The following is a 22565-nucleotide window of genomic DNA, read 5'->3' on the forward strand; positions in this document are numbered from 1 at the left end:
CAAAGGAGAAAGTATGGCAAAAGCAAAAACTCGTTACGTTTGTACCAGCTGCGGCAGCGTTTCCAGCCGCTGGCTCGGCCGCTGCCCTCAGTGCGGCGAGTGGAATACGATGGCAGAAGAACAGGTGGCTCCTGAGGCCCCTAAGGCGGCCCAAAGCATGGCCCGCAGCGGACCGGCGTCGCGGGCCACCTCCTTGTCGGACATCGCCTTAGAAGATATGACCCGCGTCGAAACGGGAATCGGAGAACTCGACCGCGTCCTCGGCGGCGGCATCGTGCCGGGAGCCCTCATCCTCTTGAGCGGTGATCCGGGCATCGGCAAATCGACACTGGTCCTCCAATTGGCGGCGGCCGTCTGTGATAAGAACGGCGCCGTCCTCTACGGCTCGGGCGAAGAGTCGGCCGGTCAAATAAAGTTACGGGCTCAGCGCTTAGGCATTGCCGCGCCGAATCTCGTCATTCAGGCCGATACGTCCTTGGACAATATCTTAAGTGAAGCCCATAAACGGCGGCCGGCCCTGGTCATCGTCGACTCGATTCAGACCATGTACAGCCAGTCTGTCGAAGGGACGCCGGGCAGTTTATCCCAAATCCGCGAAGGGACGAGCCGCCTCATGACCTTTGCCAAAAGTGAAGCCATTCCGGTCATCGTCATCGGCCACGTCACGAAAGACGGAGCCATTGCCGGACCGCGGATGATGGAGCACATGGTCGACGTCGTCCTCTATTTTGAAGGGGAACGCAACTACCAGTTCCGCATCCTTCGGGGCATTAAGAACCGCTTTGGCTCGACCAACGAGTCGGGCCTGTTCACCATGACCGGCGGCGGCTTGTCAGAACTGGAAAATCCGTCTCAGCTCCTCCTGGCGGAACGGGCGGCCGACCAAGCCGGCTCTGCCGTTGCCGCCGTCCTCGACGGCATGCGCCCTATGCTGGGGGAAATCCAGGCCCTGACGGCCCACTCGGTCTTTGCCGTTCCCCGGAGGACGGCGTCGGGCATGGATTATAACCGCCTCATCATCCTCCTGGCCGTCCTTGAAAAGCGCCTCGGTGCCGCCCTTGGCAGTCAGGACGTCTATATCAACGTCGTCGGCGGCCTGCGCCTGACGGAAACGGCAGCCGATCTGCCGGTCCTCCTGGCCGTCTATTCCAGCCTGCGCGACATCTCCATGGACAGCCGGACCGTCGTCATGGGAGAAGTCGGCCTGACCGGCGATGTCCGCCGCGTGCCCCAGGCCCTGCGCCGCGTCAAGGAAGCGGCGAAAATGGGCTTTCGCACCTTTATCATGCCGAAGGGGAACCTCGAAGACGTCGATCCCGGTGCCTTTCCGAAGGACTGCCGCTTCGTCGGCGTGGCCACCCTTCGGGAGGCTATTGAAAAGGCCTTTGCTTGATTTTGGCGGATCATCCCGATTCTGTTGGGAAAAGCCGGCTTTCAGTAGGCAAAAAGTCTTTACCATGGTAAAATAGGGAAAAACGAGGAAAGAAGGACGTGTGATGAAGCATTTGGAAGTGGTGGCAGCGATTTTAGAATACGACGGAAGGATCCTCTGTATGGAACGAGGACAGGGGAAGTTCGACTACGTCAGCTTTAAGTATGAATTCCCGGGCGGGAAAATCGAGCCCGGTGAGGCGAAGCACGAAGCGATTGAACGGGAACTGCGGGAAGAAATGGACGTCCATGTATCGGTCCGGGAAGAAGACCTCTATATGACCGTCCATCACGACTATCCCGATTTTTCCATCAGCCTCCATGCCTTTTACTGCCGGCTGGATAATCCTGATTTCATCCGAAAAGAACACGTCGCCGCCAAGTGGTTGGCGCCAAAAGATCTGCCGACCTTGGACTGGGCTCCGGCGGACGTGCCGATCATGCTTAAATTAGCCGGAAAGTAGGCGGAGTCATGGCGGAATACGGAGCCCTTGAACAGTGCCTGCGCGAAGGCTTTATCGACTATACCATCGAAGCCGACCAGCGCTATGTGCCGAAAATCCTGACGAATAATAAAGAAAAGAAACGAAAGGTCCTCGACACCATCTTGTCGCAGCTCTACGTCTGCGACCAGTTTCTGTTTTCTGTCGCCTTTCTGACCAAGAGCGGCATTGCCTGCCTGAAGGATGCCCTCATCGAAAATCACAGGGCCGTAGGGAAGATACTGGCCTCGCAGTACCTGAATTTTACAGAGCCCGATGCCTTGCGGGAGCTGTTGAAATTTCCCAATGTAGAACTGCGGATGGTGACCGAAGAACGGGCCTTCCATGCCAAAGGCTACCTCTTTCACCGCGCTCAGGCCGGGCCCGAAAACTATACCATGGTCATCGGCAGCAGCAATATGACGGCCAATGCCTTGACGCACAATCAGGAATGGAACGTCTTTTTTACGTCGGCTGAAAACGGGGCCCTCATCCGTCAGACACAAGAGGAATTCCAAGCCTTGTGGGATACGGCGGAAGTCGTCGATGAAGATTGGATCCAGGCCTATCAAAGCATTTATAAACGCCAGAATCCGAGAAAAAGGGGCTTGTATCTGCCCTTTCATAAGATTCAGCCCAATACCATGCAAAAGGCGGCCCTCGCGGGCATTCAGAAGCTTCGTGACCAGGGGGAAGACCGGGGGCTGTTGATTTCGGCGACGGGGACCGGCAAGACCTATCTGTCGGCCTTCGATGTCATGAAACTGAGGCCGCGGCGGTTCCTCTTCGTCGTCCATCGCGAGCTCATCGTCAAAAGCGCTCGTGCCAGCTACGTCAAAGTCGGCGTCGATCCGGCCGACACGGGTCTATTGACAGGGCACGATAAAGACGTCGACAAGCCTTATCTTTTTGCGACGATACAGACCTTATCCCGTGATGACATCCTCTATTCCTTTGCTCCCGATGCCTTTGACTACATCGTCATGGATGAAGTCCATCATGGGGGAGCGGCGACGTATCAGAAGGTACTTGACTACTTTAAGCCAACGTTCCTCTTGGGCATGACGGCGACGCCGGAACGGTCCGATGATTTCGATATTTACGCCTTGTTTCACCACCAGATTGCCTATGAGATCCGCCTTCACGACGCCTTATCCGAAAATATGCTGGTGCCCTTCCATTATCATGGTGTCAGCGAAATCACGGTCAATGGCGAGGTCCTCGATGACAACAGTGATTTTACGGCCCTGACCTGTGAAGAACGGGTGCGGCACATTCTCCATTATGCCGACCTCTACGGCAGTGATACGGACCGCGTCAAAGGCCTTGTCTTTTGCCGCAGCGTCGAAGAAGCGCGAACTCTGGCGGCTGCTTTTGTCAAACACGGCCGACGGGCCGTGGCCTTGACCGGCGCCTCGACAGAGCGTGAACGGCAGGACGCCATCGGTCATTTAGAAGCCAGGGCCGAAGAAGACGGTGACTATTTGGATTATATCTTTACCTGCGATATCCTTAATGAAGGCGTCGATATTCCTCAGGTCAATCAAGTTATCATGCTGCGTCCGACGGCATCGGCCATCGTCTTCGTCCAGCAGCTGGGGCGCGGCCTTCGAAAGTATCCCTATAAGCGCTATTTAGAAGTCCTCGACTTCATCGGCAACTATGAAAATAACTTTCTCCTGCCCATTGCCCTCTTTGGCGACCGGACCTACGATAAGGATTTTGTCCGCAGTCTGATGCAGACCAATTTCCTGCCCGGACCGACGTCGGTCCACTTCGACGACATTGCCAAGGAGCGAATCTATGCGGCCATCGACAAAAAGAAGGCCTTAGCCGATTTAGACGACTTGAAAAACGCCTATCGCGACATGAAATGCCGTTTGGGCAGAGAGCCCATGATGATGGATTTTGTCCGTTTTGGCGATAAGGATCCGATGCTGTTCATTGCCAAAAAAGAGTCCTTCTATGAATTTTCCCAGTATATGGAGCCGCAGCCGTCGACGCTGAATGACGCCCACCGGGTCGTGCTGAAGCTGATGAGCTTAGAACTTTCAAATGGAAAACGCATCGAAGAGATCTTGATCCTTCGTCATGTCCTGGCCGGATCGTCGTGGTCGACGGCGGACCTTGCGGCAGAGATGGAGCGATTGTACGGATTCCTGCCTTCGACGGAAACGATGGACCATGCTGCCCGGGTATTAAGTCTGCAATTTTTTGGCAAAAAGGCGCAGCAGAAATATGGAGGTTCACCCCTCCTTTCTTTTGAAAACCATGTCTATCGGTCGACTCCGTATTTTGAATCCTTGAAACAGAACGCCGAATTTAAGGCCTATGTCCACGATGTCCTCGATTACGGGACGTATCGCTTTGAATCCCTGTATATTCAAGATGATCCCGATATCGTCGGCGGTTTTGTACGCTATGGACGCTATTCCCGAAAAGACGTATCGCGCATTCTCAATTACGATACGAACCGCGAAGGGACGCTGAACGGCTATCAAATCGTCGGACATACGTGTCCCATCTTCGTTACCTATGAAAAGTGTGACGATATTTCAGCCAATACGAAGTATGAAGACCGATTCATATCCCCGCAGGAGTTCAGTTGGATGACCCGGGCCCGCGTTCGCCTGACCTCTTCCCAGATTCCGGCTATTCAGGACAGCCGTACGCGGAAGCTGCTGTTCGTGAAAAAGAGCGATGCCGAAGGGTCGAACTTCTACTATATCGGCGATTTAAAGGTCCTCGGCGATCCCGTAGAGACGACCATTGCCAACGATGCCGGCGTGCAGCTGCCCATCGTCAATTTTCGATTTGTCATCGATAAGCCTGTCGAAGAGAAACTCTACACCTATCTTTGTGAATAATTGTCTGTTGCTGAAATGTCATGAACGGGTCGTCATGGCATTTTTGGCGTTACCTTTTAACCTTTGAAGGCAGCGAAACGGTCGAGCCAGGTGCCGCCTGCCTTCAGAACCAAAAACTTTACGGGGCAATTGTGGTACATTGTCCGGAAATGTGGTAAACTAGTGTAGTTACAGTTGAGATGTGGAGAGAGAGGTGTCTTTTTACGTATGGAAGATAAAACGGGTTCAGACTATAAAGAACGGAAACCGAAGAAGTTTAATGCCCGCATTGTAGCTGATAATATCATGAAAGGCGTCATCATCCTGATCATGGTCGTCATTTTTGTCATGATTGCCGACCAGCTTATCGGGACGCCGTTTATCAGTGCAGAAATCGAAGGGGAATTTTTCCACGGCAGTATTTTTGGGACGACCATCATGGCCGTCATGACTTATATTGTCGGCATCATTCTCGGGGCCCTCGTGGGCTACGGCATTTCGCCTTTTGCGCTGCGCCTCATTTGGGCAGCCATTCATCGTATCGAATTGGGTCTTAATGATTTTGAAAGCCAGGATATCATCGTCGGGACGTTAGGTTTGCTTTTTGGACTTATCATTGCAAATTTAATTGGATTGGCCTTCGCTCGACTGCCGATTATTGGCGCTTACGGACCGATTGTATTCAATATCGTCTTTGGGTATGCCGGCATGAGCATTGCCGTCCGCAAGAAGAGTGAAATCATTGCCCTCGTCGGCAACCTGCGTCTGGGTCGTCCGAACAAGGAGCACAAGCGCAGGGAACTGGAATTTTCCGGGAAGCTCCTCGATACGAGTGCCATCATCGACGGCCGCATCGCCGAGATCTGCAGTACCGGTTTTCTCGAAGGACCGCTCTTGGTGCCGGTATTCGTTTTGGAAGAGCTCCAGCTCATTGCCGATTCGTCGGACTTATTGAAGCGCAATAAGGGACGCCGCGGCCTCGATATCTTAAAGCAGATGCAGGAAGACAACTACGTCGAAGTACGCATCATCAATGACGATTTTGACGACGTCCAGGGCGTCGACTCCAAGCTCGTCCGCCTGGGCCGTAAAATCAATGCCAAGGTCGTCACCAACGACTACAACCTGAATAAGGTTGCCGGCCTTCAAGGCGTCGCCGTCCTCAACATCAACGATTTAGCCAACGCGTTGAAACCGGCCCGCGTTCCCGGTGAGCAGATGAATGTTCTCATCGTCAAGGCCGGCAAGGAAGAAAACCAAGGTGTTGCTTACCTCGACGACGGTACGATGATCGTCGTCGAAGACGGTCAGAAATATATCGGCTCGACTATGCCGGTTACGGTTACGTCTGTCCTGCAGACGTCTGCCGGTCGCATGATATTTGTAAAAATCGCAAATGAGTAGGTGAAATGTGTGAAAGTATCTGTCATCGTGGTAGCGGCCGGTACAGGGAGCCGCTTCGGTTACGAGCGGAATAAGCTCTTTTATCCGCTGTGCGGCGAGCCTGTCCTGACCCATACCCTGCGGAACATCTTTGCAGCCCGCTCGGTCCATGAAGTGGTCATCGTCCATTCCCGCATCGATACCAAGGAGATCCGCCGTATCGTCGATGATCTCCATCCCATTCAGCCTGTGCGCTATACCTTAGGCGGGGCGGAACGAGAGGATTCGGTGTATAACGGGCTCTTGGCTGTCGGCTCCGATATGGATGTCGTCATGGTCCACGACGGAGCCCGTCCCTTTGCGCCGCCTGATTGGTATGATCAGGGAGCGGTCATGATGGAAACGGCTCGGGCCGCCATCTACGGGATTCCCTTAAAGGATACCATTAAAGTTCGCGGTGACGACGGCCGGCTCCATACGCTGAACCGCAGCCGCTTAGTGGCGGCCCAGACGCCGCAGATCTTCCATCGGGACTTATTGATGGAAGCCCATAAACAGGCGCGGCTGAAAGGACTCAAGGCGACGGACGACTCGTCCCTCGTCGAGGCCATGGGCGTACCCGTCGTCATCCTTGAAGGCAGCGATAAGAACCGTAAGGTGACGACCCGCGACGACATTCCCATCCTGTCCCTGTATTTGAAAGGGAGGGAGGTCCAGCGCATCGGCACCGGTTACGATGTCCACCGCCTGATCGAAGGGCGGCCGCTCATTCTCGGCGGCGTCGAGATTCCCTTTGATCGGGGCCTTGAAGGCCACTCCGATGCCGACGTCCTTATTCACGCCGTCATGGATGCCTTATTAGGCGCGGCAGGGCTTCGTGATATCGGGACCTATTTTCCCGATACAGATGAGACCTTTAAAGACATTTCCAGCCTGGTGCTGCTCTCTAAGGTCCGCCATCTCTTGCAGGAAAAGTGCTGCCGCATCGTCAATCTTGACGTAACGCTGTTGGCACAGCAGCCTAAAATCAAACCCTTTGTGCCGCAGATGATTGAAAATATTGCCGAGGCCCTGCGGATTTCTAAGTCGGCCGTTTCCGTCAAAGCGACGACGACCGAAAAATTAGGATTCGTCGGCCGGGAAGAAGGCATGGCAGCTCAAGCGGCGGCCATGATCCTAAGCTATCAATCGTACCTATAAGTATGTATTTAGGAGGAATTTTTTATGTCACAGGAAGTACGCGTTCGTTTTGCTCCGAGTCCGACGGGACCGTTCCATATCGGCGGCGCCCGTTCGGCACTGTTCAACTACCTTGTCGCTAAACACACGAACGGCAAGTTCGTCGTCCGCATCGAAGATACGGACCGCAAACGTTCGACGTCCGAATCGGAAGAAAATATTAAAGAAGCTTTGAAATGGCTGGGCATTACCTGGGATGAAGGTATCGATGTCGGCGGTGCCGACGGCCCGTATCGCCAGACCGAACGCCTGGACATTTATCAGAAATATACAGATAAGCTCTTGGCTGAAGGCAAAGCCTACTACTGTTTCTGCACGCCGGAAGAATTGGAAGCCGAAAAGAACGCCCAGCTGGCTAAGGGCGAAACGCCGGTATACTCGGGAAAATGCGCCGATCTTCCGAAAGAAACGGTCGAACAGTATTTAAAAGAAGGCCGTCCTCATGTCATTCGCATCAAGACGCCGAAAAATGAAACCATTGAACTCGACGACCTGGTCCGAGGCCACGTGTCCTTCGACTCCAACAACGTCGGCGACTTCGTCATCGTCAAATCCGACGGCATTCCGGTCTACAACTACTGTGTCGTCCTCGACGATGCCCTGATGCACATTACCCATGTCATCCGTGCTGAAGAACACTTGTCGAATACGCCGCGTCAGCTGGTCATCTATAAAGCGCTTGGCTTTGAAGCCCCGCAGTTTGCCCACGTATCGCTGATCCTCGGCGCCGACAAGAAGAAGATGAGTAAGCGCCACGGCGCCACTTCTGTTCAGCAGTACCGCGATATGGGCTATCTGCCTGACGCCCTGGTAAACTTCCTGGCTCTCCTCGGTTGGACGCCGGACAGCGACCAGGAAATCTTCAGCCGCGACGAATTGAACGAACAGTTCTCCCTGAGCCGCGTGGCTAAGAATTCGGCTGTCTTCGATATTGAAAAATTGAACTGGATCAACTTCCATTACATGAAAGAACTCGATGAAGATCAGCTCTATACCTTGTGCCTGCCGCACCTCCAAAAGGCCGGTTATGCCAGTGAAAATCCGGATCAGGCCGAAGCCGATTGGCTGAAAGCTGTCTGTGCCGCCATGCGCGAACACGTCCAGTACGGCGCTCAGATCGTCGATGCCGCCAAGGTTTTCTTCACCGAAGACTATGCCCCGGAAAACGAAGAAACGGCAGCCGTCCTCGCCGAAGAAACAGCCCCGGCCGTCCTGTCCATGTTCCGCGATGAACTGACGGCCCTTGATGAAGTCACGGCCGATACGGTACAGCCCTTGTTCAAAAAGATTCAAAAGGGCCTCAAGGTGAAGGGGAAATTCGTCTACATGCCGATCCGCGTGGCCATTACGGGCGTCATGCACGGTCCCGATTTGAACGTCATCGTCGCCCTCATGGGCCGCGAAAAAGTTTTGAATCGCCTGAGTGCCGTCCTTGATAAATAATAATGATTATATCTTGACAGATAAGTGATTATTGGGTACTATATACGTACATATTAATTAATAACATGTATCAAATAGTATGTTTGAATACGCATCTGCGATGAGCAAAATGAGTTGCAGTGGCATCCGCCAGAGAGAAAAAGCCGTGGCTGAGAGCTTTTTCAGGTCATAAGACTGCAACGCTGCCTTTGTGAGCAGGCCGGGTGAATGGAGTAATCCGGTCCGGGTGCGCCCGTTACTGCGCAGTAAAGATTACGGCTGTGCCGTAAAAACAGAGTGGAACCGCGGGCCACCGTCTCTGTCATAAGGGATGGTGGCTTTTTTGGTTTAATTTTCAGGGGGGTAACAGTATGAGAGAACTGAAAGTATACAATACGCTGACTCGTAAAAAGGAGACCTTCGTTCCCGTCACGCCGGGCCAGGTCAAAATGTATGTCTGTGGCATTACGCCGTATAACCATTCCCACATGGGGAATGCCCGTCCCTTCGTAACCTGGGACGTCATCCAGCGCTACCTGGAACACCTCGGCTACGAAGTCACGCATATCCAGAATTTCACCGACGTCGATGACAAGATCATCAACGCTGCCAATGGCGAAGGCGTCAGCTGGGATACGATTTCCAACCGCTACATTGCGGCCTACTTCGATGTCATGGATAAGCTCCATATCCGTCGGGCTGACCGTTATCCCCGCGTTTCGGAACATATGGATGACATCATTGAAATGGTAAAGGGTCTGGTCGATAAGGGCGATGCCTACGTCATCGACAATGACGTCTATTACAGTGTCGAAAAATTTGACGACTACGGTGAATTGAGCGGCCGCAGCCTCGATGACATGGAAGCCGGCGCCCGCATCGAAGTCGACGACCGCAAACATAATCCCATGGACTTTGCCCTCTGGAAGGGTGCTAAACCGGGCGAACCGGCATGGGACAGCCCTTGGGGCAAAGGCCGTCCGGGCTGGCACATCGAATGCTCGGCCATGAGCCATAAGTACCTCGGCGATACCTTTGACTTCCACGGCGGCGGCAGCGACCTCATTTTCCCGCATCATGAAAATGAAATTGCCCAGTCCGAAGCCTACACCGGCAAGAAACCGATGGTTAAATACTGGCTGCACAACGGGTTCATTACGATCAACTCGGAAAAGATGAGTAAGTCCTTGAATAACTTCTTCCTGGTAAAAGACGTCCTGGCTCATTACAGCCCCGATGCCCTGCGCTTCTTCCTCATTTCCAACCACTATCGCAGCCCCTTGGACTTCAGCGATGAACGCCTGGACGAAATGACGCGCAGCCTGGAACGCTTGGGCACGGCCATCGACAACGTCTTGGAACTCATGGAAATGCCGGCCGGCAGCAAATCGACCGAAGCCGAACAGCTCTTGGCGGCAGCTAAGAAGGACGAAGACGACTTTGAAACGGCCATGTGCGACGATTTCAATACGGCACTTGCCAGTGCTGCCATGTTCGACTTGGCGAAGAACGTCAATATCTATAAAAATGCCGTCGTTACCAACAACGTTCCCGTCGATTCGGCGATTATGTCGGAAGTAAAACGAATCTTCAAGACCTTTACGGATATCCTCGGCATCCTGGAAGAACGCTGGGAAGGTCAGAAAGCCAATGCCAGCAGCAAGGACTACGACGATTTGATGCAGGTCATCCTCGACATCCGTCAGGAATGCCGCGTTCAGAAACAGTTTGCCCTGGCCGACGCTATCCGCAATAAATTGGCCGCCCTAGGCATCACCATCGAAGATTCTCCCCAGGGAGCACGCTGGAAAAAGTGAAATTCAAACAACTCCAAGCCTTAAAAAAACGGGCCTACGAGGCCTTTGCCGAAGGCAAGCGCCTCGATGTCCCTGAAAGCGATGCCGCCCGTCTCGATTCCATCAACCTGGCCTTCGTCGGCGACGCTTATTATGCCTTGACCCTTCGCAAGCGCCTGGTGGAAACGGGGATTCCCCAGGTACAGGTCCTCCACGGCCTGGCCGCGGAATTCGTGTCGGCTAAGGCCCAGGCCTGGGTCTACCGCCGCCTTCGCGACAGCCTCACAGAAGAAGAAAAAAGCGTCTGTCAAAGGGCGCGGAACGCCCATACTATGGCGCCTAAAAGTGCTACCGTTGCCGAATACCATGACAGTACGGCCCTTGAAGCATTAGTCGGCTTTTTAGTCATGGCCGGGCAGGAGGAACGGTTGGCTGAGATCATGGAACAGATTTATGAAGAAACCAAGGCTTACTGCAGCCAAACCAGAGGAGGTAAGGAATGAGCGCGGATACACTGATCATCGGCCGCAACAGCGTCACCGAAGCCTTGAAGGCAGGCCGGTCCATTACCAAGATATACGTCGCGTCGGGCAATGAAACGAAGCCCTTGCAGCGCATTCGCGATTTGTCAGCCGAGGCGGATATCCTCGTCGAAGAGACGCCGTTAAAGGTCTTGAACCGCCTGGCGCCGGATAACCGTCACCAAGGCGTCGTGGCCTTTGCCAAAGCCGTTGAATATGCCGACCTCACGGACGTCCTCATCGCCGCCGATGAAAAGGGCAAGGTTCCCTTTTTGGTTCTCCTCGACGGCCTGGAAGACGTCCACAACGTAGGCGCTATCATCCGGACCGCCGAATGTGCCGGTGCCGATGCCGTCCTCTTGCCGAAACGCCGGTCAGCGCCGATCAATGAAACGGTGGGTAAGACGTCGGCCGGGGCCATCGAATACCTGCCGCTGGTGCAGATAGGGAACATTTCCCAGACGCTGAAACAACTCAAAAAACGGGGGTTTTGGGTTATCGGCGCCGATATGGAGGGGGAAACCGATTACTTCCACAGCTCTTTGACCGATCCCGTCGTCCTGGTCATCGGAAGTGAAGGACGGGGGATTTCTCATTTGGTCAAGGAGACCTGTGACGTCCTGGTCCAAATTCCCATGTTTGGCCACGTCAATTCTTTAAACGCCTCCGTAGCAGCGGCACTGCTCATGTATGAAGTCGTGCGCCAGCGTCAGGCGAATACCATCAAATAAGTGAGGTGACGATAATGCAGGCAGCGTCTCATGAAACTGAAAAAAATGACCGCTTTGCAGGCATGAGTGATGAAGAAATCGTCAGGATTGCCCAGTCCGAAAAGGACGGGCAGGCTACCGATTATATCGTCCACAAGTACCGTAACTTTGTAAAATCGAAGGCTCGCGCCTACTTTCTTGTCGGTGCCGACCGGGATGACATCATCCAGGAAGGAATGATCGGCCTTTATAAGGCGACGCGGGATTTTCGCGGTGATAAATTGTCGTCCTTTCGGGCCTTTGCCGAACTATGCATTACCCGGCAGATCATTACGGCCATTAAGACGGCGACGCGGCAGAAACACATACCTCTCAATTCTTACGTATCCCTCAATAAGCCCATCTATGATGAAGATTCCGACCGGACCCTTCAGGATATCTTGTCGGGCATTCGCGTCAGCGACCCGGAAGAGCTCATCATCGGACGGGAAGAATTCAACGACATTGAGATGAAGATGAACGAAATCCTCAGTGATCTGGAATGGAACGTCTTGACGGCCTATTTAGACGGGAAATCGTATAATGAAATGTCACGGGAACTCCATCGCCACGTAAAATCCATCGATAATGCCCTCCAACGGGTCAAACGCAAGTTGGAACACTATCTGGAAACACGCAATGAAGAAGAAACAGAAAAGATTGAGAAAGAGCCGAAATCAACTATTGATAGAAAGGCTAAATAAGTGTACAATAATACTGTTAGCGTCATTGTGTGAGGAGGATTAACGTGATCACTGCATTAGAAATCATCGTTGTCATTTTGGCACTGCTCATCATCGGTGTTGTCGTAGCGCAGAAGAGCAAGACCCAGGGGATGGGTGCAGGCTTTGGCGGCGGTGCCGACGACTTGTTTGGCAGTCGTGCCCGCGGCATGGATGCCTTGCTTTCCAAAATGACTATCATCTTATCGGTATTGTTTGCCGTCTGTACCTTCGTGTTGGGCAGATTGATGCATACCTTTTAATGAAACTAATGAGGGCTGTCGCATATGCGGCGGCTCTTTTTTATAAGCGGACATGTCGGGAGGAGCACTATGGATTTAAAGCTGGCTCATGATATAATAAATATATGTACTGCCATGGCCCCCGAAGGGGCGACCGTCGAAGACTGTGCCGAACAGCTCGGCATTGCCGGTGCGAGACTGGCTGACGTATTTGAAACATTTGATGAATTGGTGAGGAGTGAGAAGCTCATGAGAATTACAGGCGATCGATATATTGCTGCCAAAACGCCGCAGGAAATTACCGGTATCTATAAGGGATACACGCCGACCTTTGGTTTTGTCATCAGCGAAGATCTGACGGAGGACGTCTATATTTCCGAGCAGAACCGCAACACGGCCATGAATAACGACAAGGTCACGGTCCGTATCATCCATGCCGGGAACGGCCGCCACAAGCAGGAAGGGGAAATCATTTCCATCGTCGAACGAGCTAACCAGACCTTAGTCGGTACCTTCCAATTGGAAAAACACAGCGCTTTTGTAAAGCCTGATGATGAACGGATTCGTGAAGATATCTACATTCCTCTCGATAAAACGGGCAATGCCCGCAGCAGTGCCCGCGTCTTGGTGACGATTACCAAATGGCCGACACGGAATCGCAAGGCCGAAGGGGAAGTGACGGAAGTTCTCGGCTATAACGGCGACCGCGACCTCGACATCAAGGTTATCATGGCCCGCCACGGCCTGCCTTTTGCCTTTCCGGAAGAGGTAACGGCCGAAGCCGATGCCATCGACCAGACCGTCGTCCTCGAAGACGGCCGCCGCGACTACCGCGACCGTCAGCTCATTACGATTGACAGTGAAGATGCTAAAGACCTTGATGATGCCATCGACGTCGTAAAACTGCCCAACGGCCATTTCCGCCTGGGCGTCTACATTGCCGATGTCAGCTACTATGTCCGTCCTCACTCGGCCATCGATGAAGAAGCCTATAATCGGGGCACCAGTGTCTACCTCGTCGACCGGGTCATCCCCATGCTGCCTGAAGTCCTGTCCAACGGTATTTGCAGCCTCAACGCCGGGGAAGACCGCTATTCCATGACCTGTGTCATGGAAATCGATGATAAGGGCAAGGTCGTCAAATCCGACATCGGACCGGCTGTCATCCGCGTCAAGCGCCGCTGTAACTACGTCGAAGTCCGAAAAGCCCTGGTCGACGGCATCATCCCTGAGGATTTGCAGCCCTTCATGCCCATGCTTCGGGATTTGCAGGAACTGTCGGCAATCTTAAAGAATATGCGCCTTCGCCGCGGGGCCATCGACTTTGATTTCCCGGAATACAAGGTCATCCTCGACCCGGAAGGCGTACCCCTTCGCTTAGAAAAACGGGAACGGACCCTGGCCGAACAGATCGTCGAAGAAAGCATGCTCATTGCCAATGAAACCGTCTCTTGCTATCTCCGCGACAGCGATAACCCGTCGGTGTACCGAATCCATGAAATTCCCGAACCGGAACGGCTGGATATGATGCGTACCGTCCTGTCGAGCTTCAACCTGCCCGTACCCGATTCGGAACACGTCAAACCGGCTGATTTCCAAAAACTGCTGGAAAGTACCAAGGGTACCGATGAAGCCGCCGTCGTTCAGACCATCGCCCTGCGCTCCATGCAGCAGGCCCGGTACGCTACGGCCAACGCCGGCCATTTCGGTCTGGCCTCGGATTGCTATACCCACTTTACGTCGCCGATCCGCCGCTACCCGGACCTCATGGTCCACCGCCTCATTCGCCAGTATCAGCGCCGCGGCAAACTGCGGGAAGAAGAAGCGCAGCAGTCCTTGTCCTTCCACACCATGGCCGCCAATCAGGCCAGCTCGCGGGAACGCATTGCCGTCGAAGCCGAACGGGAAACGGACGACCTCAAGAAATGCCAGTACATGCTGCCCTTCATCGGCCAGCCTTTCGAAGCCCATGTCACAGGGATCACGTCCTTTGGTCTCTTTGTAGGCCTCGAAAACGGTATCGAAGGTTTGATCCACATTTCCCTGTTGACCGATGATGCCTACGAATTCGACGAAACGTCTTATACGCTTCGAGGTCAGTTCGGCGGCAAGATTTATCGTCTCGGCGACGCCATGGAAGTCACCTTGGCTCAGGTCAACGTCGAAAAAGGAGAAATCGACTTCGTTCCCGGCCGTTATGAATCGCTGGAAGACGTCCAAAAGTTGATGGCCGCCAGTAGTGAACGGCGCCATAAACGAAAGAGCAGCGACAACAAGGAAGGCAAGACCAAGCGCAATTGGTTCGCCGGCGCAGGCGGCTCGAAGAAAGATAAAAAGAAGGATAAGAAAATCCGCAAGGATAAGAAGAACAGCCGTAAAAACGACCGCAAAGGCAAGAATACCAAAGTGCGCCGCAATAAAAAGAGTAAGAAGTAGGAGGAATCACTAGTGTCAACATCACCGACTAAAGGTGTGAAATATATTTCAGATAACCGCAAGGCCCGTCACGATTATTTTATTCATGAAACGTATGAAGCCGGCATCGCCCTGACCGGTACAGAAGTCAAATCCCTGCGCCAGGGCAAGGTCAACTTGAAAGACAGCTTCTGCCGCATTGAAAACGGCGAAGTCCTGCTCTTAGGGATGCATATCAGCCCGTACGAACAGGGAAATCGCTTTAACCATGACCTGCTGCGGACGCGCAAGCTCTTGCTCCACAAGTATGAAATCATAAAATTATTGGGCAAGATTCAGGAAAAAGGCTATACCCTCATTCCCCTCAATCTCTATTTTAAGAAGGGGAAAGTCAAGGTAACCGTGGCCTTAGCGACAGGGAAGAAACTGTACGATAAACGCCAGGCCTTGGCTGAAAAAGAAGCCAAACGCGATATTGAACGCCGTATGAAAAACAGAAATTACTAAAGATAGGAGTATTACGTTATGAATTCAGAAGATCCCAAAATTCTCTCGGATCACGAACGAGACAACTTCAGCGGACCGACCATTGATGAAGACGGTACGGTCCACGACCAGCAGTCCCTTTATGAAGAACGGCTGCGGGAACAGCAGAACGCGCAGCAGCAGCGAATCCATATCGTGACCAGCGGTCTGTCATGGCGCGTAAAATTAGCCATCGGCGTCATCGTCTTCTGCGTCGTCGCCGTCATCATCGGTGCCTTGGGACTCATCGTCATGGCCATGCCTTATCTGCTCGGCATCTTTGTCATCTACTGCCTGTACAGCATCCTGAGCTCCATCCTGCACCGCTAGACTATATATTAAAGAAAGGGCCAATTAGAGTATGAAAGAGAATATCGTCATCATCGACGGCAGCAGCCTGCTCTATCGGGCTTTTTTTGCCATTCCCCATCTGAGTGATCCTCAGGGACGTCCGACCAATGCCGTCTATGGTTTTTTGAATATGTTATTGAAGCTCTACAGCGAACTCGATCCGCAGTACGTCGCCGTCGCCTTCGACAAGGGAAAGTACACCTTCCGCAACGACTTGTATGACGGCTATAAGGCGACCCGTAAGGAAGCGCCCGACGACCTGCGCCCTCAGTTCGCCTTGATCCGCGAAGTCCTCGACTGCCTGGGTATCTCCGTCCTCGAACAGGAAGGCTATGAAGGGGATGACATCATCGGTACCCTTGCGAAAAACATGGCCGCTGAAGGCTATGCCGTCGACGTCGTTACCGGTGACCGCGATGCCCTCCAGTTAGTCACTGACGACGTTACAGTCTATCTGACCAAGAAGGGCATTACCCAGATGCTGGCTGTCACGCCGGCCGTTATGGAAGCAGAATACGGCTATACGCCGGCTCAGGTCATCGAAATGAAGGCCCTCATGGGCGATACGGCCGACAACATTCCCGGTGTCCCTGGTGTCGGCGAAAAAACGGCCTTGAAGCTCATCTCCCAATTCAGCAGCGTCGCCGGCGTCTATGAACACCTCGACGAGGTGAAAGGGAAGAAGCTTCAGGAAAAATTGGCCGACAATAAGGATAAGGCCCTCTTGTCCAAAGATTTGGCGACCATTCGCTGCGACCTCGACCTGACCTATACCATCGACCAGTTCCAGCCCCAGCCTCGTCAGGCTGACGTAGCTGAACTCTTTAAAAGCCTGGGCTTCCGCAATCTCTTGGAACGTTTTGCCGCCTTTGACCGCTTTTCTCACCTCAGCACAGGAACGGAGTCCGAAGAAGCTGCAGTCACGGCCGTCGATGCGCCGCCGACTGAAAGCTTGAAGGGGAAAATCGTTGCCGTAGCCGCCGAATTTGACGATCATCAGCCCGTTCCGGGGATTACGGGCCTTGCCATGGCGACGGAAGAGGGGGCTTTTACCGTGCCTCAGGGGGACTATGCAGCCTACCTCACCGTGTTGCCGGAAGCTAAAGCCGTCATTACGGCTGATGGAAAAAATCTCATCAAGGCCGTTTCCGCCGTGACTTCGGGTCGACTGCCTTTAAAGGACATCATCCTGGCAGCCTACCTTTTGGATCCGACGCGGACGTCTTACGGCCTGACCTATATTTCAGAAACCTTCGACGTCAGCCTTCAGGAACCGGCTGGTGACGATGTGCAGCGGCTGGTCAGTGATGCCGCCTTTGCCCTTGCCGTTTGGCCGAAAGTTGAAGCACAACTGAAAGAAGGGAATCTGACCGACCTCTACGATTCCATCGAAGAACCTCTGGTCCGTACCCTGGCAGTCATGGAAATGAACGGCTTTACTGTCGATACGGAACGGCTCATGGCTATGAAGAGCGAGTTATCGACCCAGGCCGATGCCTTGGAAGAAGCTATTTACGACGACGCCGGCGAAACGTTTAACATCAGCTCACCGAAACAGCTCGGCGTCATCCTCTTTGAAAAATTGAAGCTGCCGGTCATTAAAAAGACCAAGACCGGTTATTCTACGGACAGTTCCGTCCTCGATGCCCTTTTAGATAAGCATCCCATGATTGATAAGATCCTCCGCTTCCGGGCCTTGAAGAAGCTCATCTCGACCTATCTCGACGGGCTGGAACCGCTCATTTCTTCGGAAACAGGACGTATCCATACCCATTTCAACCAAATGGTGACGGCAACGGGCCGTCTCAGCAGTTCCGATCCCAACTTGCAGAATATCCCCATCCGGACTGAACAGGGCCGCAAGATACGGTCCATCTTCATTCCCGGCAAGGGCTATGACTATATCGTATCGGGCGACTACTCGCAGATTGAGCTGCGCCTTTTGGCTCATCTCTCTCAGGACCCGACCATGATCGACGGCTTCCAAAAAGGGCAGGATATCCACCGCCGGACGGCATCGGAAGTTTTCGGCATTCCCTGGGACGAAGTTACGCCGGAAGAACGGTCTCACGCCAAGGCCGTCAACTTCGGCATCATTTACGGCATCAGTGACTTCGGTCTGGCCCGCAACATTTCCATTTCCCGTCAGAAAGCCAAGGATTATATCGATTCCTACTTTGCTCGCTACAGCACGATTCACGCCTATATGAACGGCCTCATCGAGTCGGCTAAACAGAGCGGCATGGCCGTCACCATGTTCGGCCGCCGCCGGGCCCTGCCGGACATCAACAGTAAGAATTTCACGCGCCGTTCCTTTGCCGAACGGACGGCCATGAATACGCCTATCCAGGGCAGTGCCGCCGATATCATCAAGTTGGCTATGAACGCCGTTCAAGATGAGCTGGAAAAGCGGAAGCTGAAAAGCAAGCTCTTGGTCCAGGTTCATGACGAACTGGTCTTAGAAGTGCCGGCTGCCGAAAAAGAGGAAATCGAAAAACTCTTAAAAGATACGATGGAACACATCGTCGACCTTTCCGTTCCCCTCGTCGTAGACATTCACAGCGGCGCCAACTGGGAAGAAGCGAAGTAGGTGAGTTTATGCCGGAATTGCCGGAAGTAGAAACGATACGTTCCTTTATCGAAAACAAGGTACAGCATAAGGGCATCACGGCCGTCGACGTATCCCTGCCGCGGCTCATCCGCAATACGACGGCAGAAAATTTCGTTTCGGCCCTGACCGGAACGGAAATCGAAGGCGTCAGCCGCCGTGGAAAATACCTTTTTCTCCGCTGCAGCGGCCCTTGGTCGGTCTTGGTGCACCTTCGGATGACGGGCAGCCTCCTCTATGAAGCTATGCCTGGAGAGTATGCCGGACGGGCCGTTCACGTCGTCTTTTCTCTGACGGAAGGCCGACTCCTGTATCGCGATATCCGAACCTTGGGCTGTTTATGGCTCGTACCGACAGAAGGACCGACGGGGATCAAAGGCTATGACAACCTCGGTCCCGATGCCATCAGTCCGGCTTTTACAGCAGAGGGCTTGTATCGTTTCTTAAAGGAAACGCGCCGGCCGGTAAAGACGGTCCTTCTCGACCAGACCAAGGTGGCCGGCATCGGCAATATTTACGTCGACGAAGCCCTGTTCCGCGCCGGAATCCGTCCCCTGCGCCGAGGCTGTAAGGTTACGAAAAAAGAAGCGGTGAAACTCCATGAGGCTATCACGGCTGTTCTCCAAGAAGGCCTCGCACACGGCGGTACGACGATACGGAATTTCATCAGCGGCAATGGCAAAGAAGGGCAGAACCAGGAAAACCTCCGCGTCTACGGCCGCGAAGGGACGCCGTGTACGGTCTGCGGCACGACTATTGAATACGTAAAACTAAACGGCCGCGGCACCCATTACTGCCCGACATGCCAGAAGTGAGGAGCCGGCTTAACGCTAGATGTCATTCACATACAAAAGGGAGTTGTCTTTTTAGACGGCTCTCTTTTTTCGTGACGGAGTGTCTTTCTTGCACGTATCCTTTCTCGATTCGCTTGGCCCGTTGGGGCGTTGCGGGATTGAGGCCTGTCGACGGATTCCATCGGCATACGGCATTGAGGGTGTGTGGCGTACTTCGTTGGAGGGTCGTTTTTCAGTATTGGAATTTCATTATCTTTAATATGTAATTATTGACATGATTGTGGAGAGGCGGTACAATGATAATACAATATCAGATGGTAGTATCCTATCGTTAGGAGGTTTTGTTATGCGTCATTTTAAACGACTGTTGGGCCTTTCTTTACTGACCTTGGGCCTCTTCTCTATGGGGACCGGTGTCGGTGCCGCTCAGTCCCAAGACGTCACCATTGACGGCAATCACGGAAAACTGTCGGCTGTCCTTCAGCGGCCTGACGGAAAGAGCGAATATCCTTTAGTCATCATCATGCACGGCTTCATGGGGAATAAGGAGCGGCCCCTTCTGACGAAACTCGCCGATGACTTAGAAAAAGACGGCATTGCGTCCATCCGCTTCGATTTTAACGGTCATGGGAAGAGCGAAGGACGATTCCAAGATATGACCGTCCTCAACGAAATCGAAGACGCCAAAGCCGTCTATGACTATGCCGGTAAGCTTCCCGGCGTGACGGGAATCGCCCTGGCCGGTCACTCTCAAGGCGGCGTCGTTGCCAGTATGACGGCCGGCGAACTGGGGACACAGAAGGTGAAAGCCCTGGCCCTCATGGCGCCGGCCGCCGTCCTTCGGGAGGATGCCATTCGCGGCCAGCTTTTTGGGATTCACTACGATCCCCTCAATCCGCCGGAAACCATCAAGGTACGGGATTATCAAGTCGGAGCCAACTACGTCAAAACGGCTCAGACCCTTCCCATTTATGAAACGGCGTCCCAGTATCAGGGCCCGGCCTACATGATTCACGGTACAGGTGACGTCATTGCGCCTTATACGTACAGCCAGCGTTATCAGCGCATCTACTTTAACGGCCAACTTCATCTCATCGACGGCGAAGACCATGTCTTCAGTCACGATACAGACGGGGCTGCCCGGGCGGTCGCCGATTTTTTCAAAGAACAACTGACATAGAATCCTTGCCTCGGGATTTTCACCGATAAGAAAACCAGCACCATGGCGATGGTTGTCGTCATGGTGCTGGTTTTTGTGTATCTTGTTGTTTAGCGGATTATTTCAAGTATCGATGCTGCGATACAGCTCTTTATCGAGCCGCGTCCTGAGCGGCAGGGCCGTTTAAGAGAACCGTGTAGTCTTCGTCGGTAATGCGCCGAGCCGGAGGTGTTCCGACGACGCGCAGGGCTTCTTCCAAGTATTTCTTTTCGACGACGATGACGGCCGGCTTATCGCTGTTCCAGAGGGCATACAATTCGTTGCTGCCATAGTACATGCCCGTCCGCTCCGTGTGATGGATGCCGAAGTTCAATTCGCCCATGAAGTTGCCCGTGGCAATGGGACGGTCGAGGTAATAGACCAGGCCCGGGATGAAGTAGCCGTACATGATGATGGGCGTACTGTCCGGTACGTTCAGCTTTTTAATATCCTGACTGACCGTATAGGCCGTCTGGTGGTCGTGGATCTGGCCTTGAATCTGATGGGCACCGAGGCCGAAGCCATAGGCCATGATGGTGAGGATGACGAACACCGAAAGGAAGCTTCGCCGCTTGTGCCACGACCAGGCTGCGGCTGCCGTCCCGATGAGGAGGGAGGCGATGAGCAGGCCGCCGTGACTGAAGAAGTCGGCAATCGTCAGAAAATCGGTGTGCATGAGGTAGACGACGCCGGCTGCCGTAAAGAGGAGGCAGAGCAGGGAGTTGATGAGGAAACTGTGGCCGAGCCAGGAGTTTTCGCGGCGGCACCGTTCCAGGGAAGCTGCCAAGAGGACCGATAAGGGCAGCCAGCAGGGCAGGATATACGTCGGCAGTTTGGAATCGGAAATGCTGTAAAAGACGTAGATCAGGCCGGCCCACAAGGACAGGAGGATGAGATCCTGTTTGTGACGCAGCGTGCCCGGCGCGCGGAAGATGCCTTTTTTACTGAAAAAGGTCGCCAGAAAGCCCGTCCAGGGCATGAGACCGGCAATGAGGACCGGGACGAAGTAGTACCAAGGATGGAAGCGTTCGTGCATCTTGGTGGCAAAGCGAAGGAAGTGTTCGCGGATGAAGAAGAAATAGAAGAAATCCGGGTTGGCTTTCGATACGAGGTAGTACCAAGGGACGGAAATCGCCAGGAAGAGCAGGATTCCGGGCACGTAGAAAAGTTTTAAAAAGAGCCGCGGCCGCCGCGTGCACAGGGCATACCAAAAGAGGATGCCCACGGGAAAGGCGATGGCAATGAGCCCCTTGGTCAGCATGCCAAGCCCCATGGAAGCATAGAAGAGGAGGAGATATTTCTTCTCTTCCGTCCTTTCAAAGAGATAAAAGGTGACCAGGCAGGCGTCGACGAAAAAGGTCAGGGCCATGTCGAGGACTCCGATGGAGGCGACGATGAGCTGGAGTGCCGACGTAGCCAGGATGATGGCGGCCATGAGGCCCGTTCGTCCGTTGTACATGGTTCGGCCCAGGACGTAGGCTAAGATGACGTTTCCAAAACCGGTCAAGGCCGGCAGGACGCGGCCTGTAAATTCCTTAAAGCCGAAGAGTTTCATAGCCAGGGCCGTCACCCAATACTGGAAGATCGGTTTTTCAAAGTAGGGCATGTAATTGAAATGGGGTGTCAGATAGTCGCCGGACAGGACCATTTCCATGGGAATACGATGGTAGCGGCCCTCGTCGAGCTCGATGAGATGGTACGAGTCGATGTGGGCGAAGTAGAGAAAAGCGGCGGCCAGCAGGAAAAAAACGAATACCAGGCGCCGGTGGTGCCGTAAGGCAGAAAGCATAAGATCCCTCCTAATGGTAATGATACTTTATGGTACAGAGACAGCTTAAACA

The 22565-nt window shown here is 53.5% G+C and carries 18 protein-coding genes; 17 read left to right on the forward strand and 1 reads right to left on the reverse strand.

The features are described 5' to 3' along the window. The first annotated feature begins 13 nt into the window (after positions 1-13). The 17 genes from radA to TX77_RS03965 all read left to right on the forward strand — a co-directional run bounded on the left by radA (position 14) and on the right by TX77_RS03965 (position 20706). The gene (gene radA / locus TX77_RS03885) at positions 14-1393 is read left to right on the forward strand and encodes a DNA repair protein RadA (RefSeq protein WP_044503523.1); all 1380 of its coding nucleotides are present in this window, start codon (positions 14-16) and stop codon (positions 1391-1393) included. Between the two features lie 103 nt (positions 1394-1496). Beyond that, positions 1497-1895, forward strand: coding sequence for a (deoxy)nucleoside triphosphate pyrophosphohydrolase (locus tag TX77_RS03890; protein WP_071822310.1), 399 nt, complete (start codon positions 1497-1499; stop codon positions 1893-1895). Positions 1896-1903: 8 nt separating this feature from the next. Further along, a complete protein-coding gene (locus TX77_RS03895; RefSeq protein ID WP_044503524.1) occupies positions 1904-4780 on the forward strand; it encodes a DEAD/DEAH box helicase in 2877 nt (958 codons plus the stop codon). Positions 4781-4987: 207 nt separating this feature from the next. Continuing rightward, entirely contained in the window at positions 4988-6163 is a 1176-nt protein-coding gene (locus TX77_RS03900; protein ID WP_044503525.1) for a PIN/TRAM domain-containing protein, read from the forward strand. Positions 6164-6172: 9 nt separating this feature from the next. After that, complete coding sequence (gene ispD, locus TX77_RS03905) at positions 6173-7342, forward strand: 2-C-methyl-D-erythritol 4-phosphate cytidylyltransferase (protein ID WP_044503526.1); 1170 nt, start codon at positions 6173-6175, stop codon at positions 7340-7342. Between the two features lie 24 nt (positions 7343-7366). After that, positions 7367-8824, forward strand: coding sequence for a glutamate--tRNA ligase (gltX, locus tag TX77_RS03910; protein WP_044503527.1), 1458 nt, complete (start codon positions 7367-7369; stop codon positions 8822-8824). Between the two features lie 350 nt (positions 8825-9174). Continuing rightward, entirely contained in the window at positions 9175-10620 is a 1446-nt protein-coding gene (gene cysS / locus TX77_RS03915; RefSeq protein WP_044503528.1) for a cysteine--tRNA ligase, read from the forward strand. Further along, on the forward strand, positions 10617-11102 hold the full coding sequence (locus TX77_RS03920) for a Mini-ribonuclease 3 (protein WP_044503529.1): 486 nt from the start codon (positions 10617-10619) through the stop codon (positions 11100-11102). The genes cysS and TX77_RS03920 overlap by 4 nt, the downstream gene beginning before the upstream one ends. Further along, the gene (gene rlmB, locus TX77_RS03925) at positions 11099-11851 is read left to right on the forward strand and encodes a 23S rRNA (guanosine(2251)-2'-O)-methyltransferase RlmB (protein WP_044503530.1); all 753 of its coding nucleotides are present in this window, start codon (positions 11099-11101) and stop codon (positions 11849-11851) included. Before TX77_RS03920 ends, rlmB begins: the two co-directional genes overlap by 4 nt. Before the next feature lie 14 nt (positions 11852-11865). Then, positions 11866-12573, forward strand: a complete 708-nt coding sequence (sigH, locus tag TX77_RS03930; protein WP_044503531.1) for an RNA polymerase sporulation sigma factor SigH — start codon at positions 11866-11868, stop codon at positions 12571-12573. A 44-nt stretch (positions 12574-12617) separates the two neighbouring features. Further along, the gene (gene secG, locus TX77_RS03935) at positions 12618-12854 is read left to right on the forward strand and encodes a preprotein translocase subunit SecG (RefSeq protein ID WP_044503532.1); all 237 of its coding nucleotides are present in this window, start codon (positions 12618-12620) and stop codon (positions 12852-12854) included. A gap of 69 nt (positions 12855-12923) precedes the next feature. Further along, on the forward strand, positions 12924-15269 hold the full coding sequence (gene rnr / locus TX77_RS03940) for a ribonuclease R (protein ID WP_044503533.1): 2346 nt from the start codon (positions 12924-12926) through the stop codon (positions 15267-15269). Positions 15270-15281: 12 nt separating this feature from the next. Next, positions 15282-15755, forward strand: coding sequence for an SsrA-binding protein SmpB (gene smpB, locus TX77_RS03945; protein WP_044503534.1), 474 nt, complete (start codon positions 15282-15284; stop codon positions 15753-15755). Positions 15756-15773: 18 nt separating this feature from the next. Beyond that, positions 15774-16103 carry a hypothetical protein gene (locus TX77_RS03950; protein WP_044503535.1) on the forward strand — a complete coding sequence of 110 codons (330 nt, stop codon included), beginning with the start codon at positions 15774-15776 and terminating at the stop codon, positions 16101-16103. A gap of 31 nt (positions 16104-16134) precedes the next feature. Continuing rightward, positions 16135-18714 carry a DNA polymerase I gene (polA, locus tag TX77_RS03955; RefSeq protein ID WP_044503536.1) on the forward strand — a complete coding sequence of 860 codons (2580 nt, stop codon included), beginning with the start codon at positions 16135-16137 and terminating at the stop codon, positions 18712-18714. Positions 18715-18722: 8 nt separating this feature from the next. Beyond that, positions 18723-19547 carry a bifunctional DNA-formamidopyrimidine glycosylase/DNA-(apurinic or apyrimidinic site) lyase gene (gene mutM / locus TX77_RS03960; protein WP_044503537.1) on the forward strand — a complete coding sequence of 275 codons (825 nt, stop codon included), beginning with the start codon at positions 18723-18725 and terminating at the stop codon, positions 19545-19547. A gap of 325 nt (positions 19548-19872) precedes the next feature. Further along, positions 19873-20706 (forward strand): alpha/beta hydrolase, encoded by an 834-nt coding sequence (locus tag TX77_RS03965; protein WP_081651694.1) that lies wholly within the window; start codon positions 19873-19875, stop codon positions 20704-20706. 130 nt (positions 20707-20836) lie between these two features. On the opposite strand, the gene TX77_RS03970 is transcribed toward TX77_RS03965, so the two are convergent. Continuing rightward, the gene (locus TX77_RS03970) at positions 20837-22513 is read right to left on the reverse strand and encodes a glycosyltransferase family 39 protein (protein WP_044503538.1); all 1677 of its coding nucleotides are present in this window, start codon (positions 22511-22513) and stop codon (positions 20837-20839) included. Between the last annotated feature and the right edge of the window lie 52 nt (positions 22514-22565).

This window comes from Megasphaera massiliensis (genome assembly GCF_000455225.1).
GTDB lineage: Bacteria > Bacillota > Negativicutes > Veillonellales > Megasphaeraceae > Megasphaera > Megasphaera massiliensis.